This window comes from Tigheibacillus halophilus (genome assembly GCF_042683165.1).
In the GTDB taxonomy this organism is placed as follows: domain Bacteria; phylum Bacillota; class Bacilli; order Bacillales; family Amphibacillaceae; genus Tigheibacillus; species Tigheibacillus halophilus.
The window spans coordinates 199,464-217,203 of record NZ_JBHUIZ010000005.1; the positions used below are offsets into that span (position 1 = coordinate 199,464).

General features: G+C 41.9%; 16 protein-coding genes and 1 pseudogene. 12 read left to right on the forward strand and 5 right to left on the reverse strand.

Translation table 11 applies throughout. From position 1 onward, the window contains the following. The first annotated feature begins 3 nt into the window (after positions 1 to 3). From ACFSMW_RS07270 to ACFSMW_RS07295, 6 genes are all read left to right on the forward strand, one after another. Positions 4 to 915, forward strand: coding sequence for a DUF7916 family protein (locus ACFSMW_RS07270; protein ID WP_390354362.1), 912 nt, complete (start codon positions 4 to 6; stop codon positions 913 to 915). Positions 916 to 1,306: 391 nt separating this feature from the next. After that, a complete protein-coding gene (locus ACFSMW_RS07275; protein ID WP_390354364.1) occupies positions 1,307 to 1,678 on the forward strand; it encodes a DUF956 family protein in 372 nt (123 codons plus the stop codon). 440 nt (positions 1,679 to 2,118) lie between these two features. After that, entirely contained in the window at positions 2,119 to 3,087 is a 969-nt protein-coding gene (locus ACFSMW_RS07280; RefSeq protein ID WP_390354365.1) for a mannose/fructose/sorbose PTS transporter subunit IIA, read from the forward strand. Positions 3,088 to 3,126: 39 nt separating this feature from the next. Beyond that, positions 3,127 to 3,927, forward strand: a complete 801-nt coding sequence (locus ACFSMW_RS07285; protein ID WP_390354759.1) for a PTS mannose/fructose/sorbose transporter subunit IIC — start codon at positions 3,127 to 3,129, stop codon at positions 3,925 to 3,927. Positions 3,928 to 3,947: 20 nt separating this feature from the next. Then, the gene (locus ACFSMW_RS07290) at positions 3,948 to 4,859 is read left to right on the forward strand and encodes a PTS system mannose/fructose/sorbose family transporter subunit IID (protein ID WP_390354366.1); all 912 of its coding nucleotides are present in this window, start codon (positions 3,948 to 3,950) and stop codon (positions 4,857 to 4,859) included. A gap of 164 nt (positions 4,860 to 5,023) precedes the next feature. Then, positions 5,024 to 6,040: an oxidoreductase gene (locus ACFSMW_RS07295; RefSeq protein ID WP_390354368.1), complete on the forward strand. Its 1,017-nt coding sequence runs from the start codon at positions 5,024 to 5,026 to the stop codon at positions 6,038 to 6,040. A gap of 208 nt (positions 6,041 to 6,248) precedes the next feature. Here the strand turns inward: ACFSMW_RS07295 and ACFSMW_RS07300 are convergent, their stop codons facing one another. Beyond that, a complete protein-coding gene (locus tag ACFSMW_RS07300; protein WP_390354369.1) occupies positions 6,249 to 9,188 on the reverse strand; it encodes a DUF5689 domain-containing protein in 2,940 nt (979 codons plus the stop codon). A 237-nt stretch (positions 9,189 to 9,425) separates the two neighbouring features. Then, entirely contained in the window at positions 9,426 to 9,905 is a 480-nt protein-coding gene (locus ACFSMW_RS07305) for a GyrI-like domain-containing protein (protein ID WP_390354371.1), read from the reverse strand. Positions 9,906 to 10,004: 99 nt separating this feature from the next. Here ACFSMW_RS07305 and ACFSMW_RS07310 point away from each other — a divergent pair, with 99 nt between their 5' ends. The 6 genes and pseudogenes from ACFSMW_RS07310 (at position 10,005) to ACFSMW_RS07335 (ending at position 14,375) form a co-directional block, all read left to right on the forward strand. After that, positions 10,005 to 10,967, forward strand: a complete 963-nt coding sequence (locus tag ACFSMW_RS07310) for a helix-turn-helix transcriptional regulator (RefSeq protein WP_390354372.1) — start codon at positions 10,005 to 10,007, stop codon at positions 10,965 to 10,967. Between the two features lie 227 nt (positions 10,968 to 11,194). After that, positions 11,195 to 11,464 (forward strand): 30S ribosomal protein S14, encoded by a 270-nt coding sequence (rpsN, locus tag ACFSMW_RS07315; protein ID WP_390354373.1) that lies wholly within the window; start codon positions 11,195 to 11,197, stop codon positions 11,462 to 11,464. Between the two features lie 153 nt (positions 11,465 to 11,617). Further along, positions 11,618 to 12,036 (forward strand): annotated as a pseudogene (locus tag ACFSMW_RS07320) (CobW family GTP-binding protein); the annotation flags it as partial. A 78-nt stretch (positions 12,037 to 12,114) separates the two neighbouring features. Beyond that, positions 12,115 to 12,663: a CobW family GTP-binding protein gene (locus ACFSMW_RS07325; protein WP_390354762.1), complete on the forward strand. Its 549-nt coding sequence runs from the start codon at positions 12,115 to 12,117 to the stop codon at positions 12,661 to 12,663. Between the two features lie 219 nt (positions 12,664 to 12,882). Continuing rightward, positions 12,883 to 13,770 carry a hypothetical protein gene (locus tag ACFSMW_RS07330; RefSeq protein WP_390354375.1) on the forward strand — a complete coding sequence of 296 codons (888 nt, stop codon included), beginning with the start codon at positions 12,883 to 12,885 and terminating at the stop codon, positions 13,768 to 13,770. Positions 13,771 to 13,823: 53 nt separating this feature from the next. Next, positions 13,824 to 14,375 carry an O-acetyl-ADP-ribose deacetylase gene (locus tag ACFSMW_RS07335; protein WP_390354377.1) on the forward strand — a complete coding sequence of 184 codons (552 nt, stop codon included), beginning with the start codon at positions 13,824 to 13,826 and terminating at the stop codon, positions 14,373 to 14,375. Between the two features lie 47 nt (positions 14,376 to 14,422). Here ACFSMW_RS07335 and ACFSMW_RS07340 read toward each other — a convergent pair whose 3' ends face one another. The 3 genes from ACFSMW_RS07340 to ACFSMW_RS07350 form a co-directional block, all read right to left on the reverse strand. Continuing rightward, entirely contained in the window at positions 14,423 to 15,400 is a 978-nt protein-coding gene (locus ACFSMW_RS07340; RefSeq protein ID WP_390354378.1) for an L-lactate dehydrogenase, read from the reverse strand. A 147-nt stretch (positions 15,401 to 15,547) separates the two neighbouring features. After that, entirely contained in the window at positions 15,548 to 16,573 is a 1,026-nt protein-coding gene (locus ACFSMW_RS07345; RefSeq protein ID WP_390354380.1) for a FecCD family ABC transporter permease, read from the reverse strand. After that, the gene (locus tag ACFSMW_RS07350) at positions 16,573 to 17,622 is read right to left on the reverse strand and encodes a FecCD family ABC transporter permease (protein WP_390354381.1); all 1,050 of its coding nucleotides are present in this window, start codon (positions 17,620 to 17,622) and stop codon (positions 16,573 to 16,575) included. Before ACFSMW_RS07350 ends, ACFSMW_RS07345 begins: the two co-directional genes overlap by 1 nt. Positions 17,623 to 17,740: the final 118 nt, after the last annotated feature.

A 17,740-nucleotide genomic window follows, 5' to 3' on the forward strand; every position in this document is an offset into this window, starting at 1 on the left:
ACAATGGCTGAACGTTTATTAAGTGCAACTGCTTCACAAATATCAAAAATGAATAAATTAGAACTAAAACAGTCAATTAAAGCAAGTGAAGGAAGAATTATAATGGCAGAGAACATGGTTATTTATAAACCATTGGTAGATCAGATAACTAGTGCTGAAATTCATGCAGGATTTAGCGCTGATATGTTATTGATGAATTTTTTCGATTTAAATCGCCCGTTCGTTAATGGATTAGAAACAACTGATGACAATTTATTTGAGATTAAACCTAATGAAGATACGATTCGAATATTGAAAAAGATGACTGGAAGAGTTATTGGATTAAATTTAGAACCCGTTGACAAAGATGCAAATATGTTAGAAGAGCGTAAAGACATTTCTGATGGTCGTATTGCGACAGCTGAGAACTTTGTGAAAGCGAACGATATGGGATTTGACTTTGTTTGCATAACAGGTAATCCTCGTACAGGTGTGGATAACAAGAGCATTTTAAACGCAATTAAATTAGCTAAAGAGAACTTTGGTGGGTTAATTATTGCTGGAAAAATGCATAGCGCTGGTGTAGATGAACCAATAATTGACCTTCAAACAGTAGATGCATTTATTGAAACAGGTGCGGATATTATTTTGGTGCCTTCAGTTGGCACGATTCCGGAACATGACGATGAAACACAAAAAGAAATTGTTAAAGAAGCACATTCAAAAGGTGCATTAGTAATGTCATCTATAGGGACAAGTCAAGAAAGCTCGTCTGCACATACTTTAGAAGATATTGGTCTTCGCAACAAAATTTGTGGTGTAGATATTCAACATATAGGAGATTGTTCCTCACCAGAAACTATTTATGCTTTAAGTGTGGCTATTAGAGGGACGCGCCATACATTTAATCGTATGAGTTTATCGGTAAACCGTTAAATTTAAAATATGTAATTGTAAAAGTTTACCTTATTACATTAACTGGACCCTTAAAGTTAACTAAAATAGTAACTTTAAGGGTCTTTATTTAAAAATTATATTTTTATTGATTTTGAGATTTACATTAATAATTCAACGTTGGAGACTGATAACTTGGAGGGATAGCCACTATTAGAGTGAATTTTCCTTAACGTATGTTTTCCGCGAAAGTACTCACTACTAAAATTACCGAACCGTGAGTAAAAGCATCATTTTCCCCACAGTTATCCATCAGACTATGAATTTCATCCCACTACCCGTAACAACCAAAACTTCCCCCCATCATTTTGTTTAAACCGACAAAGCGTGTATAATGATAGTAGTATGAAAAGAAAGAATGGGGTCGATCAAAATGGTCCAATCAATCAATACAAAAGTCGATTTAGTTATTGATGGAACCTCACATTTGGGAATTTCAGATTATGGTAAGATCATGATTGGCGACAAAGGATTTGAATTCTTTAATCATCGTGATGCACGTAAATTTATTCAAATTCCTTGGGAGGAAGTTGATTACGTGATCGCTTCCGTCTTGTTCAAGGGGAAATGGATTCCGCGTTATGCTATCCAAACGAAGCGGAATGGAACCTATAAATTTTCCTCAAAAGATCCCAAAAGAGTCTTTCGGGCCATTCGCGAATATGTTGATCCGAATCATATGGTCCGGTCATTGGGTTTTTTTGATGTAATCAAACGCAATTTCAAGCGTAAATCCAAAAAGTGATTGTTTAACATCCCAAGACAGGTCGAAACTTGTCTTTTTTTGTTGGGTCATCTTGATATTGTTACAAAGGTGGGAACAAATAACCATTTTCTTGAAAGAGAAAAAGGGGTGTGTTAAGCTATTTGATAGAAGCTTATTAAAGTAGTTCGGTTGCAGTTTTGTTTAACACTATCATTAAAGCCTTTTCAAAATCTAAATAAATAACCGTCGCATCTATTTTACGTGCTACTGATTCGATCAGGCATGAGTGAAAAGTAGTGATTAAAACGAAGAAAGAGGGGCTTTTTTATCCTTTTCCTTCATTTTAACTTACTAATCTACTTTTGCTCATGCCGTTTTTATTACCGAAGATGTAACGCTTCAGATGAGCTGCAATAATACTACTTTAGGAGCTTGCCATGTTTATTTAATCCCTGACAATAATAAGAGGAGGTAAAAAGATGGTAGGAATTATCATTGCCAGTCATGGTGAATTTGCTGATGGTATCTTGCAATCTGGAGCGATGATCTTTGGAGAACAAGAAAATGTAAAAGCAGTTACATTGATGCCAAGCGAAGGACCTGATGATGTAAAGAGAAAAATGGAAGAAGCGATCACATCTTTCGACAACCAGGACGAAGTGTTATTCTTAGTCGATCTTTGGGGTGGTACTCCTTTCAACCAGGCCAGCGGTTTGATGGAAGCACACCAAGATAAATGGGCAATTGTTGCTGGTTTGAACTTAGCAATGCTGATCGAAGCTTATTCATCGCGGTTTTCAATGGATACAGCGCATGAGATTGCTGCGCATGTTCTCGACACAGCTAAAGAAGCGGTTAAAGTAAAGCCGGAAGAATTAGAACCTGCAGCGCCTGCAGCAGCAGCTGCACAGCCATCAGTTACAGGTGCGCCTGGTAAATTTGAATATGTGTTGGCGCGTATTGACTCTCGTTTACTTCATGGACAAGTGGCGACATCCTGGACCAAAAACACACTGCCAACACGTATCATCGTTGTATCTGATGAAGTGGCAAAGGATGAGCTTCGCAAAAAATTGATCCAGCAGGCTGCTCCTTCAGGTGTAAAAGCGCATGTTGTCCCTATTCATAAAATGATCGAACTTGCTAAAGATGATCAACACTTTGGCGGCCAGCGCGCGTTGCTTCTTTTCGAAAACCCGCAAGATGCGCTGCGAGTGGTTGAAGGCGGTGTTCCATTGGATACTATCAACGTTGGTTCGATGTCACACTCACCTGGTAAAGTTCAGCCGAATAAGGTATTAGCCTTTAGCCAGGATGATCTTGATACTTTTAAAAAATTAAAAGAAGCAGGCGTGAAATTCGACGTTCGTAAAGTTCCGAACGATTCAAGAGGCAACATGGATGAAATTATGAAAAGGGCTCAAGCAGAGTTAGACAAACAGAAATGATCCTGATTATCAGAAAAAGGAGGATTAATCATTATGGATTTGAATGTTATTCAAATAATATTAGTGGTCATCATAGCATTTTTAGCTGGTATGGAAGGCATATTGGATGAATTCCACTTCCATCAGCCAATCATTGCTTGTACGTTAATTGGCTTAGTTACAGGACAATTAGCAGCTTGCCTGATCCTGGGCGGTACATTGCAACTGATCGCTTTAGGCTGGGCAAACATTGGGGCTGCTGTGGCACCGGATGCTGCGTTGGCGTCTGTTGCATCTGCAATCATTTTAGTTTTAGGTGGACAAGGTCAAGCTGGTGTGACTTCTGCAATCGCGATTGCAGTTCCACTTGCGGTAGCCGGTTTATTATTGACAATCATCGTCCGTACGCTCGCAACTGGATTGGTACACTTGATGGATGCTGCAGCAAAAGAAGGCGATTTCAGAAAAGTAGAGCTGTGGCACATCGTCGGTATTATCATGCAGGGGTTACGTATTGCAATCCCGGCTGCATTGATTGTGGCTATTGGTGCAACACCTGTTAGAGAGTTGCTGCAAGCGATGCCGTCCTGGTTGACGGATGGTTTGGCAGTCGGCGGAGGAATGGTAGTAGCTGTTGGTTATGCAATGGTTATTAACATGATGGCAACAAAAGAAGTATGGCCATTCTTTGCGATTGGTTTTGTACTAGCGACTATTCCGGACATTACCTTATTGGGACTTGGCGGTATCGGCGTAGCGCTCGCTCTTATCTATTTGGCGCTTACGAAACAAGGCGGTTCGGGTAATGGCGGAAATGGAAACACCAGGGATCCGTTAGGCGATATTATCGATAACTACTAAAGAAGGAGGAGGATATGAAAATGGCACAAGAATTGAAATTATCTAGAAGAGATCGTGTTTCTATTTGGTGGCGTTCTACTTTCATTCAAGGATCATGGAACTATGAACGTATGCAAAACGGCGGCTGGGCATTTTCCATGATTCCTGCGATTAAAAAGTTATATAAAACAAAAGAAGATCGTGCTGCTGCATTGCAACGTCACTTAGAGTTTTTCAATACACATCCATATGTGGCTTCCCCTATTATTGGCGTAACTTTAGCGCTTGAAGAAGAACGTGCAAATGGTGCGCCGGTTGACGACAAAGCAATTCAAGGGGTTAAGGTCGGTATGATGGGGCCATTGGCAGGTATCGGGGATCCGACTTTCTGGTTCACCGTTAAACCGATCCTTGGTGCATTAGCGGCTTCTCTTGCGCTGACCGGCAATATACTTGGACCGATTCTTTACTTCGTTTTATGGAATCTCATTCGCATGGGATTCATGTGGTATTCACAAGAACTCGGGTACAAAGCTGGTTCCAAAATTACGGAAGACTTGTCTGGCGGATTACTCCAGGATATTACAAAAGGTGCATCGATACTGGGTATGTTCATCCTTGGTTCATTAGTTAATCGCTGGGTGAATGTAGCATTTACACCGACGGTATCTAAAGTTAAACTTGACGATGGTGCTTATATTGATTGGGATAAATTGCCTGCTGGAGCTGAAGGGATTAAAACCGCCTTGCAGCAGCAAGCTGACGGCCGTTCATTAACCAAATATGATATAACGACTTTACAAGACAACTTGGATAGCTTAATTCCTGGTTTAGCTGGATTGTTGATAACACTTCTTTGTATGTGGCTGCTCAGGAAGAGAGTCTCGCCGATTGTGATGATTCTTGGATTATTCGTGGTTGGTGTCATCTTCCACGCTATTCACTTGATGTAAGAATAATGGGCGGGTTTTTCAAGGAATGAATCTAAGCCCGTAAATATACCAATAGAAAAGTGCCTCCTGGTATGAGAAGTCTACCAACATAAGGAGGTGCTTTTTCAAACGATTCAAGGAAGAAGGCCACTTTATTGCACATCAATACATTTCAGGAGGCTGCTATGCTTACTATCGGTTATATTGGAAATGGAAAAAGTACAAACAGATACCATCTGCCGTTCGTACTGCAACGTGAGAATATAAAGGTAAAGACTATTTATCGAAGGAATCCTGCACATGACAACTGGGAGCAGATTGCGGGTGTGAATTATACTTCTGATTTAGATGAATTATTAAATGACAAGGACATTCAACTCATTGTGGTCTGCACCAAACACGACAGCCACTATGAATATGCCAAATTAGTATTAGAACATCATAAACACTGTTTGGTCGAAAAGCCTTTTATGGAAACATCAGAACAAGCAAGAGAAATATTCGCATTGGCAAAAGAGAAAGGATTAATCGTTCAGACGTATCAAAACAGGCGTTTTGACAGTGATTTTTTAACTGTTCAAAAGGTGATAGAAGAAGGGAAAATGGGAGACTTGCTGGAGGTAGAAATGCATTATGACTATTATCGTCCAGAAGTACCTGAGTCTGCCCAGTCTTTCGACCCCGCTTCCTCGTTTTTATATGGACATGGCTGTCATACACTGGATCAGGTCATCAGCTACTTTGGCAAGCCTGATCATATCCATTATGATGTAAGGCAATTATTAGGCCAAGGAAGAATGAATGATTATTTCGATTTGGATTTATACTATGGCACGTTAAAGGTATCGGTAAAATCCAGTTATTTTAGACTGAAAGAAAGACCAAGCTTTGCCGTGTATGGTAAAAACGGGTGCTTTGTGAAACAAACCAAAGATCGTCAGGAAGAACACTTAAAATTATTCTATATGCCTGGTCACAAGGACTTTGGTGTAGATTCATTAGAACATTATGGTGTACTGACATATTTGGATGAAGAAGGTACAACCCGTGAAGAAAAGGTAAAATCTGTCAATGGTGATTATGGAAGGGTGTATGATGACTTATACGAAGCCATCATCAATGGAAAAGATAAAACCATTACAGATGAACAGACGCTGCTGCAAATGGAGATATTGGAAACGGGAATTAAAAACCTGAAGTAAAATGCAAGACATGGCTGATCTAGACATAGACGTTCTTGATCAAATCCTATCAAAATTACGCATTCAAAACATGGCGCTTTATGTGGATGAAGAGGATGGAAGCGCAAATTACATGCTCTATTTTATTCTAAAGTGCAATCACGAAAACAAAGCATCCTTTTTGGGGATGCTTTGTTTCGTTATATATGTGTAAACCATACCTGCCATTTTACGGCAGTATCGCCTGGATAAAATGTATCAACGCTTCCTTCACATCATTTGGAATATGCTTTGTTGGCTGATGCTGGATAAAGTCAATTAGCTTAGGGAGGTGTTTTGGATTCTTTTTGGAAGCATCCAGCTTCGATTGAATCGCATTTTTAATCCCCTTCGGATGTATATTGCTTTTGTTCACATAATCTTTGATCCAATCAATGTCTATCGAAGCAAAGTCCTTGATGCTCCTTGGTTTCAATTGATACGTGTCCTTAAATTGGCTGCTAATTCCAGTTATACTCACCATGTCGCCATTTTGATAAGGGAAGTCGTCGAATACCGTACCTGTCCGATTATCAAGACGAACCACAGTAGACGCGCCATCATTACTAACGGCTGTAAATTCAGTTGTTCCGTAATTATCAGCTTGATGCAGATCCGTTATTTTTACCGCTTCAAGTGTAACAAGTTCTCCCAGATGATCTTTTAAGTTGCTTGGAGATGCAAATTGCGCTTTTGGCAATTCACCTGTGCTTGTCTTTTCAAGGGATGTGATATCATTTAGTTCGAATTCTCCGTCATGGGTTGTCGTCGTTGCTGAAATTTTTACGACGTCCCCTGGCTTGACGTTGAAATCTTTACTTGTAAACACGTAGATGCCGCCAGTCACATCTTGGATATAGAATGCTTTAGCTCCCCACAGCCCGGTCTTTGTTGTAACGACCCCTTCCACGGTTACTTGTTGATCAACCCCTAATGCTCGTGCTTCTTTTATTTTAAAAGTATGGTGTAAATCCTGCCATTGACGTGGTTTCAGTTGGTATACGCCATTAAAAACGGCTGAAATACCAGCTATATCAATCACGTCCCCCTCTTGATAAGGGAATTTGTCCAAATCAATTCCTGTCCGGCTGTCAATGCGTACGGATGTTGTATACTTGCCTTTTGTTACATCAAATTCGAATGCATTTCCCGCTGCCTGATGGATGTTTTTAACCGTGACATCATTTAGTTGTACCAATTCCCCTTGATTTTTCTCTGAGAGCTGCTCGACAACTTTCGGTTTAGGGATGTCGGCTGTATCTATCTTGATGATGTTAGGATTCGTTATTTCAAGCTCGGAATTATGCTTCGCGAGTTTACCAGTGACGGAAACAACATCACCAGCGTGGATCCCCTCTGTGCTTTGATACACATAAATACCGCCGGTTTCATCCTGCATGTAAAATCCTTGTGCCCCAAACAATCCTGGCTCTGAAACAACGATTCCTTGTGCAGTAACCTGTTGGTTCTCTCCCATGGTACGCACTTGATCCAGATTCGTTGGTGCAGGGATGGTTGGTGCATTCCCATCTGGTAATGGTTCTGGCTTGGCATTCGGGTCAATCGTTACATCTTTTGTGAAGACATTCGAGCTGCCTTGTTTGAGCCGCAGATGGGCATCACCACTTATACCGTTTTTAATACGAACATAAATATCCTTCTCTGCATTCCCATCTGAGTCTGCTGTCAGATTAAAATAATCACTGTAGCCAAAGTCAGATTGCCAGTTTTCTCCATCTAAGCTAAATTGGCCTGCCTGCATTCCGCCATCCAGGTAAAGTCCAAGGCGGAAATCGGATTCAGAAGCAAAGGGTGATAGTTTTTCACCTGTTATCCGAATGGCGAACGTTTGCATCTCGCCCGGTAATGTATCTTGATGGACGACATCGTAGGTCGGATTCACCGACATTTCTCCTGATCCGTATGAGCCCGGACGAAATGTGGTGCGATCATACCATTTATAGCCGGATGGCGGGTTTGACCATGGTTCTGTTTCTGGTTCAGTTGATTTTTCCGGGGCCTCCATATCAAGAAGCGGTGATTCCTCATCTAAAGTGATTCCTTGATCTTCAAAGTCAGTGTAGTCTTCTTGCGTTGCTAACCAATTGATTAAGTTTGTTAATAAAATGCTGTCATCTTGTTCCTTAAAGCCATCGTAGGTTGTTTTCGCCGCCCCTGATTCCTCGCGGACATATACGGGAGTTTTATCTTCCACAGTGGATGAATCCCCTACAAAAGCAGCTTTACCTTTTCCCAGCTTTGAAATGGCAACAAATGCGCCTTCATCGCGCCCCCCGTTAAAATAAACACCTTGATCAACGGCATTTCCCCAGGCATCTACACCTTCCGGGGCATAGACAATACCTTTTACCTTCGTCGGATCTGTTATAGCCAAAGTGGCACCAGCATGAATCGCAACCGTACTTACATTCTCGGTGATGCCAAAACTATCATCAGCAGGGACGACATCACTTGCAACCGCATCTCCTAATGCGTTAAAACGAAAACGGATGCCAAAGTTGTCGGATAACCAATCTGAACTGGAAACATCTTGCATCGCTTCAGAATTAGCTTCTTCACTGCTCATACCTTTTGTTGGATCGTCATAGGCGCCACGACGGTAGCCATTGAACACCTCTGTTGCATCCCAGCGATTCAAATTACGGTCTGCATTATAATGATCCCCGATAAAGAATACACTGCCGCCATTGTTTACAAATTGTAAAATGGCGTTCTGCTCACTATCTTTAAAAGGGATATTTGCTTCTGGAATAACAAAAACCTGATAATCTTTTAAATCGTTATACGTTATCGGGGTTGCCTGACGAAGCTCTTTAACGTGATAACCCTCATCAGCGATAGCTTGTCCAAAGTCAGAAAACCCGCCATTAATAACCCAATCAGCGGCTCCGGCAGTCTGACCGTGCGTATTATCAAATAATACCTTACTATCGTTGTTGTCGTTTACAACGGTTGGTTCTAAAAATGGTGCAGGTGCATCAATGGAGGTGATTGGCGGAGCACCTTCTGCCTGAACCTCCCCTGGTGTAAAAATAAAGCCACTCATCAAGCCAACTGCTAATAAAAGGGAATAAATTACGGAAAACTTCTTCTTATAACGACTTTTCACTTCTTCACTCTCCTTTACTAATATTTTATAATATTAGTATACATGGAAAATGGTAAAATTTGTGTTAAATTTTGGTAAAATTAAAAAAAGAAAAGTAGCGGATGTTTTTTTATAATACATCAAACCTTTACCGCAAAAAATAACAGCACCCTTCAAGTTTGAACGGCCCCCCATCTGTCTGCTAAATGGGGAACTGTTCAATTGATGGAGCAGTGCTGTTTCGTTTTATTTATCCTTTTATTTCCTAACGACAGGGATCCACATTTCCCCAAAAACGAGTCCGTTTTGATGTCCCATTTCAACAGTGGTATTCGGTCCGCCAACATAGGCAAAATCCTTTGCTTCCGGTAATACTTGACCAAATGTAATACCAGTTAGTGTAGTGTGCAACTCGTCAGCTGTCGCCGCTTTCCCTTTCACGACAAGATACTCTCCTTCAGGGAATTGAATAACTCTCGATGCTTCCGGCACCGATGTATCTGTCATAACGCCGGCATAATGCATCATCTTGTTATTTACAGCTTCGTTCACAGCAAAAATGTAGTCATTGCTGGCCAGTTTTTTCAAATTTTCCAGCTTTCCATCTTCGCTGATGGTCTGCCAAAATGCTGCCTTTTCCTCGTTGATGCCGGCGAAATCTGTGTAATCGCTCTTAAGCTCCACTCCAATACCTGTAACGGTAAAACTGTCTTTTCTTTCTAAAGTATAATCTGCCATATACAAAACCTCTCCTTTTAAAATAATTTGTTTTTCCACTTCATGCATTTATAATAACCTTAAATCGTGTCAAAAAGAGACACTGTTTAGGAGGCCTTCATGAAAAAAGTTGAACGAATTAATATCATCATGCGGTATATTAACAATCGTGCCCATTTTACCATTTCTGAAATCATGCAGGAATTCCACATATCTCGTTCAACAGCTATTCGGGATATTAAAGAAATAGAAGCCATGGGCGTGCCGCTCGTTGCTGAAGTTGGCAGAAACGGAGGATACTTTGTCATGAACAATTCTGTTCTTCCAGCTGTCCGTTTTACTGATAATGAGATCAAAGCCCTTTTTATTGCTTTTATGGCTACAAGAAATCAACAGCTTCCTTATTTGAAAAGCCGTCAGTCTTTAGCGGAAAAATTATTAGCGCTGCTTTCCGAAAATCAACAGGATGATCTGATTCTCCTGAATCAAATATTACTATTCGAAGGAACTAATCCACATAATCCCGACTTGCTTGATTTATCGGACCTGCCCCACCCTATATTAGAAAAACTTATCCAAACTTTTCTGCTGGACAGCTATTTATCGGTTACGGTGATAGAAGAGAACACGGAGAGATCTTATCCAATTTATCTCCTGCACCTATATCGTGAAAAAAGCGTTTGGCTGATTGAAGGATTTGATCTAAAAGATGAAAAAAGAAGAGTTATTTCTGTCGACAATCTTGCCGAGGTCAAGCCATACCCAGTGAAAACAAAATTAAGCAGGAAAAAGATTTTAGAAAAGCGAAATAAGCTGAAGGAAGAAGTGAACCTTGTGCTTGAAGTTGGACCAGAGGCGATTGCTCAGTTCAAAAAATACCATCCACTAAACGTTTCCATATCCTTTACGAATCCTTTTCAAACCACAGCTATCCTAAGTGCTTATATCAATGTGAATCATTCCGATGAAGTGGCCGAAATAACAAACTGGCTGCTCTTCCTGGGCAGAGACATCAAGATCAGAAAAATGCCTGAAGAAGTTTTAAAAAGCTTACGAGAGAGATTCAGTTTATTCTGCCCATAAATAATGTCACTAACCTTAAAGCTATGTTGTGTTTGTGCGGTGCTACCGTACCTCCGTGTGGCTATTTATTTCCTGCCCTGCCCCACACAAATTAAAAAACGTAATCATTACGGTTTACTTTTAGGCGCTTCAGGCTTATAATACTTACTAATACGTAATCATTACGTTTTATGGAAAGAAATCCATGACGATGGTTAAGTAGGAATGAATTGAAAGGAGCAAGACCAATGGCAAAAAAATCCAAAATTGCAAAAGAGAAAAAACGTCAGCAATTAGTTGCACAATATGCTGCTTTAAGAAGAGAACTTAAAGCAAAAGGAGATGATGAAGCAATCCGCAAATTACCGCGGGATTCTTCTCCAACCCGGTTAAAAAATCGTTGTGAAATTACTGGCAGACCACGTGGTTACTTGCGGAAATTTGGCATGTCACGTATAGCTTTTAGAGATTATGCTCACAAGGGACAAATACCAGGTGTAAAAAAATCCAGTTGGTAATAAACGTGAGCTAAAAGGAACAGCGGGCCCACGGTTTGTTTCCCTGTATTATGGCTGCCCCACATTTCAGCTGCAAGGCTTGTTGATGGGTATCACCCATTAGAAAGGAGAAAAGGCGTATTGTCACAGGAAGCAACGATCCCCGTAACGATATTGACTGGTTTTTTAGGTGCTGGCAAAACAACATTTCTGAATAAATTATTACAGGATATATCTGAGCAGGATGTTGCTGTCATCATCAACGAATTTGGGGAAACATCGATTGACAGTCATCTTGTAGTTCCCACGAAGGAAGAAATCATTGAAATAAACAGCGGCTGTATTTGCTGTAATGTGCGGGGCGATCTCATCAGTATATTAAATAATTGGATGGAAGCAGAAAAAAACATGGATCGTATTGTGATCGAGACAACAGGAATGGCTAATCCCGCACCGGTTATCCAGACTTTTCTAATGGATGAACAAATTGCAGCATCATACAAGATTGACAGTGTGATTACAGTAGTGGATGCCAGGCATATATGGAGTGCTGCAACGTCCTTATTCTGAATAAAACAGATTTAGTGAGTAAGGAAGAGCTGCAGAAGCTAGAAGAAGTGATTCGCAAGTTACAGCCCGAAGCAAACATCATTCATACGCAATATGGTAAGGTGGATCCTAAAGAAATATTGCATACCGGGTTGTTCGATTTTGAGAAAGCAAGCCAGAGCGCCGGCTGGATTAAAGAATTGAACGAGGAACATATCCCGGAAACAGAAGAGTATGGTATCAGCTCATTTGTTTACAGGAGCAGACGTCCATTCCATCCAGGGCGTTTTCATCAATGGTTGGAAAACTGGCCGAAAGAAATCATCCGTGCCAAGGGATTTTTTTGGTTAATCACGAGAAATGATCTAGCAGGTTTGTTGTCACAAGCGGGATCCGTGATTACCTTGGAGGCTGCTGGCAGATGGCTTGCAAGTTATAGCAATGCGGAACTGGAGCAGTTAAAAATGCAAGATCCCGATTTGTTTGAAGAATGGGATGAATATGCAGGAGATAGAATGACGGAGCTTGTTTTTATTGGCAGTAATATGAATAAGGAACAGATGATATATGAATTGAATCGCTGTTTAGCAACAGAAAAGGAAATGGAAAGGCCTGCTTCTTCCTTCCTGGATCCATTGCCCTCATTCACAATAGTAGAAGAAACCGAATAAAAGCGGAAGCCTTGCTTCAGATGGATGACTTTATGCAGAGATAAGATGTTACAGGTTGCTTGAGGGAAATATTTGCATACAAGGTGATACAACTCGCTGTATCGCCTTTTTTACGTCCTTTCGGCCCATTTTATTGGTATCTTATCACCAAAAAACGATAAAATGAGTAGTAGGGACGATCTTGTTTTCAAGCTCTTACAAGTAAAGGAGGAAAGCAAGATGAGCAAGTTGAAATCTTGGACCACAGCAGTACTGATCTTGTTGCTGATCGGGTTAACTGTCTGGTATGTCGGCCAAAATAATCATCCTTTCAACAAAGTTGACACGTTTGTTTACAATGAGCAAGGAAATTTATATTGGTTCGAGATTACCGGTAAACAAAGTAGTATTGAGGGTACATTTCACCAGCGCAGCATCTCTGAAGAGCCTGGGAAAGTGCCTGTTTTAGATGAGAAAAAGTATGCCCTAACCGGAAAAACCACCGAAAAAGGTTACGCATTCCAGATTAGCGATGACAAAGAAAAAAAGCAATTTGATGCCAAGTTTTCCGGCTCCAATCTTCTTTTGGTACAAGAACATGGTAAAAAAGCTGTGAGAACTTTCCATGCAGCAAAGGCCGGTGAGCTTGAACAATATGCAAAAGGCTTGCAGCAGAATTTGCAAACAGCTATTGATCAATCGGAAGAGAAAGAAAAGAAACGTTTGCAAACATTTTTTTCGAATCTGAATAGCACCTATGGTTTTCTTCATATATCTGAGAGTGATAAATATCTGCTGTTTCTGCAAATTGATGAGGCATTGCATCAAGGCGAGTTGCAGGGTTCCCTAGTCGTTGTAACTGATACTGGCAAGGCGAACAAGCCTTACGAAGAAGAGCGCTATGGGCTGCATGGGATAACAGACGGCTTGATGGTGGAGTTTTTCACGACTGTAGAGGGAAAGGAAACCAACATGAAGGGGCATTTTCACAAGGATGCGGGCAGTTTGGCCTTGTCCTTTTGGAAAACCGAGCAACAACTGACGTTTGATGCTGTGACAGAAAAGGAATTTGAAAAGAGATATGAAAATTTCAAGGCAGAAAGCAGCGTGGAAAAACCAAAAAAATAAAGCAAATAATATCATCTGCAAACGGACTCCACGTAAACAAGGAGGAACAGCTCATGGAAGTTACTATCCACCACAATAGCATGATACTGATGACTGGCGATATTACAAAACAGGAGACGGATGCCATTGTCAATGCTGCCAATGGAACACTTATGGGAGGCGGCGGTGTAGACGGTGCCATTCACAGCGCAGCGGGAAAAGAATTGGTTGAGGCGTGTAAACAGATAAGACAAAACGAGCTGAACGGCGACCGTTTGCGTACAGGAGAAGCAGTGATTACCAAGGGATATGAAATGCCAGCGAAATATGTCATCCATACAGTCGGGCCGGTATGGAGCGGAGACAAGGAAAAAAAACAGACATTATTGGCCAATTGCTATGAAAACGCCCTCAAGCTCGCTGTGGACAATGATCTCGCCAGCATTTCTTTTCCTTCAATTTCAACCGGTGTATACCACTTCCCTGTTGATACAGCTGCGCAGATCGCGATGCAAACAATCGTTGATTTTTTACAGGGACGATCATTCGGGAAGGTTGTCATGGTGCTGTATTCGGAAAAAGACTACGACACCTACAGAAAAGCATTGCTGGCTATCGTTGCATGAAAGCGCGCAAGGCTCATCATTTGAAAAAATTGGAATTGGACGTTAGGCTATTTAGAATCCTTACCAGTTCCTGCGACTTTCATCGCTTCCTTAATATAATTTGCTGACTGATGCAGCCATTCCATTTCTTGCGCATCGAGGATGATCTCCAATTGTTTTTCCACGCCGTTCCTGCCGATGATACACGGCATGCTTAACGCGACATCCCCATCGTAGCCATATTGTCCGCGTAAAGTAGTACATACAGGGTGAACACTGCGTTCGTCCAGCATAACTGACTTTGCCAGTGTAACAGCAGCCTGGGCGACTCCGGCATTTGTCCATCCTTTGCCATTCAACACATCGAAGGCTGCTTTTACGACGTGTTCTTTTACTGCTTCCCTGTTTAAGGTTGTCTTCCCTTGAAAAACTTGATCCAGTTCTTTTTCTCTAAATCCTTGTATATTTAAACGGCTTAAAACCGGGAATGCTGTATGCCCGTGCTCCCCCATCATATAACCTGTCACGCTTTTTGGATCGATGTCATAATTGGTAGCAATCACCTTGCGGAGGCGTGCAGAATCAAGCATCGTTCCAGTTCCAAAGATGCGTCCCTCTGGATAATCAAATTCATTTTCCGCTATGTACACCATACTATCCAACGGGTTGGTGATGAAGATGAGAATGGCGTCCTTCGTATACTTGGTAATACCCGCCATCACTTCCCGAATGATCTCCGAATTGACTGCCGCTAATTGGGCCCTGTCCGGCATTGGATCATCCTCATTTTTTATCATGCTTGGGCCGGCAGCACAGATGATAATATCCGCATCCGCACATTCGGAATAATCTCCGGCTCGAACCGTTGTATTCGTCATATATGGCAGAGCGGTCGCGTGTTCCTGGTCAAGCGCTTCGCCATAAGCAACATCCTTATCGCTATCAATCACAGCTATTTCTGCAAAAAGACCTAATTTCATCGCATCTGCTAAAACATATGAACCAACATGTCCTGCACCGACAATCACTAACTTATTCCTATTCAATGGTGCTCCCTCCTAAATCCATAATAGTGTCCATTTTAACATATCAAAGAAAATTTTTGCTTACGTACGCTATCTATCTGGTTGGCTAGGAAACACATGAAAAACCCCCGCTGCTGGATACAGCTCGCAACCGGGGGTAAATCGCGTTCACTTTGTTTTCATTAACAGATAGATGAAATAAGGGGCGCCGAGAACCGACACGATGATGCCTACGGGCAGCTCCATCGGTGCCAGGACGACCCTTGCGATGGTGTCGGAAATCAGTATAATACAAGCACCGAGCAGAGCTGTAAGCGGCAATAATTGTTCGTGTTTGGCACCAATGAGTTTTCGTGCGATATGGGGAGCGATGAGACCCAAAAATGTGATTCCCCCGCCAACAGATACACAGGATCCAGCCAGCCCGACCGCTATGATAAGCAGTTTCAGGCGTTCCTTTTCCAGCGGCACACCTAATCCAATGGCGATTTGGTCACCGAGACTGAATACATTTAAAAAGCGGGCTTTATAAATAGCCATGGGAATAAGAATGATGAGCCAGATAAAGGTAGAAAGCACAAAATTCCAGTTGGTTGCCCAAATACTGCCAGAAATCCATGTCAGTGTTTTGGTGAAATCCTGCGGTTCCATTTTCATCTGTAAAACCATGGTTCCGGCGGAAAAAGCTGTATTGATCCCAATACCGACCAGGACGAGGCGTATAGGTGTCACACCGCCCTTTTTTCTGGCAATCGTATAAATGAGGATAGCTGATACGAAAGCGCCTGCCAAGGCTGTAAAAGGTATGACGAAAATAGACAGTGTATCTGATAAAAAAGCGGCTCCGCTTGATAAAAACGTGTAAAGGACAACAGCAAAGGAAGCCCCTGCGTTGATGCCGATGATGCCTGGTTCAGCAAGCGGGTTTCTCGAGATACTTTGCAAAATACTTCCAGATACAGCGATGCCGGCTCCGATCATGATGGCAAGCAGGATACGCGGAAGACGGAAATCAATGATGGTCACCCGCTGATCTCCAATATCATTTCCAAAAAAAGCAGACCAAATTTCTGTAAACGGTATATTGATCATGCCCGTATGGATACTGACAACGAACATCGTGATAAGTATTAGGATAAGCATACTTGCTATAAGAGCGAATTTTGATGTGCTTTTCAATTGACGGGAAGCCATTATAGCGTACTCCTTTCTTTACGGGCCAAATACAGGAAGAAAGGGACACCGACAATTGCTGTGACAGCGCCAACCGGCGTTTCAAAGGGGGGATTGACCATTCTGGAAATAACATCGGCGCCAACCATCAAAAGTGCCCCCAAGACAGCGGAGCAAGGAATGATCAAACGATAGTCTACCCCTACCAGAAAACGGGTAATATGCGGGATGACCAGCCCAATAAAGCCGATCATGCCCGCGATGGATACAGCAGCTCCAGTCAGAAGCAGTACTGTGATGATACCAGCAACGTATACGAATTTCGTGTTTTGTCCCAGTCCTTTTGCTACTTCCTCGCCAAGACTCAAAATCGTGATGGAACGAGAAATGAAAATTGCCAGGCAAATACCCGCAATCATTGCTGGAATGACATATTTCAATTGACCAAATTGTATACTGGAAACGCCTCCCGCGTACCAATAGCTCATATCCTTGGAAATATCGAAGCGTAAGCCAACAGCGGTCGATAAAGCAATCAATAATGAGGTGATAGCTGATCCGGCAAGCGCCATTTTAACCGCGATGTTACCACCTTTTGAAATGGAAATCGTCGAGAAGACAAGCGCTGTTCCGAGGCCTGCGCCAAGGAATGAAACAAAAATCAGATTGGGGTAGTTGCTTCCGGGAAAAAAAGCCAGTGCAAGGGACATAGCAAAAAGCGCCCCCGCAGTGACGCCCAAAATAGAAGGATCACCAAGTGGGTTTCTTGTCATTCCTTGCATGACTGCTCCGGAAACTGCCAGGCTTGCTCCGACAAAAAGCGCAGCAAGGGCACGTGGTATCCGTAAATCGTGTATGATCACCTGTGCCGAGTCAGCACCGTCAAAATGAAATATGCTCTCCCAAATAATAGCTGTGTTTATGTCAGATGCCCCAAAACGTATCGATCCGACAATTGCCAGCAGAATAGCAACCCATCCAAAAGTCAAGATGAAAAAAGCCGTCTTTCGTTTATACGGTTTTTCCGCATCTAATCTATGTATTTTATCCTCTGCATGTTGTTTCTCCATGTCATGACCTTCCTTTGAATGATAAGCTCCCACAAGCATGAATGGCCTCTTTTTTGAAGTTATAAGAAGAAAAGCCTGAAATAATTGTTGACATTAGCCTGTAATAGATATTTAATTG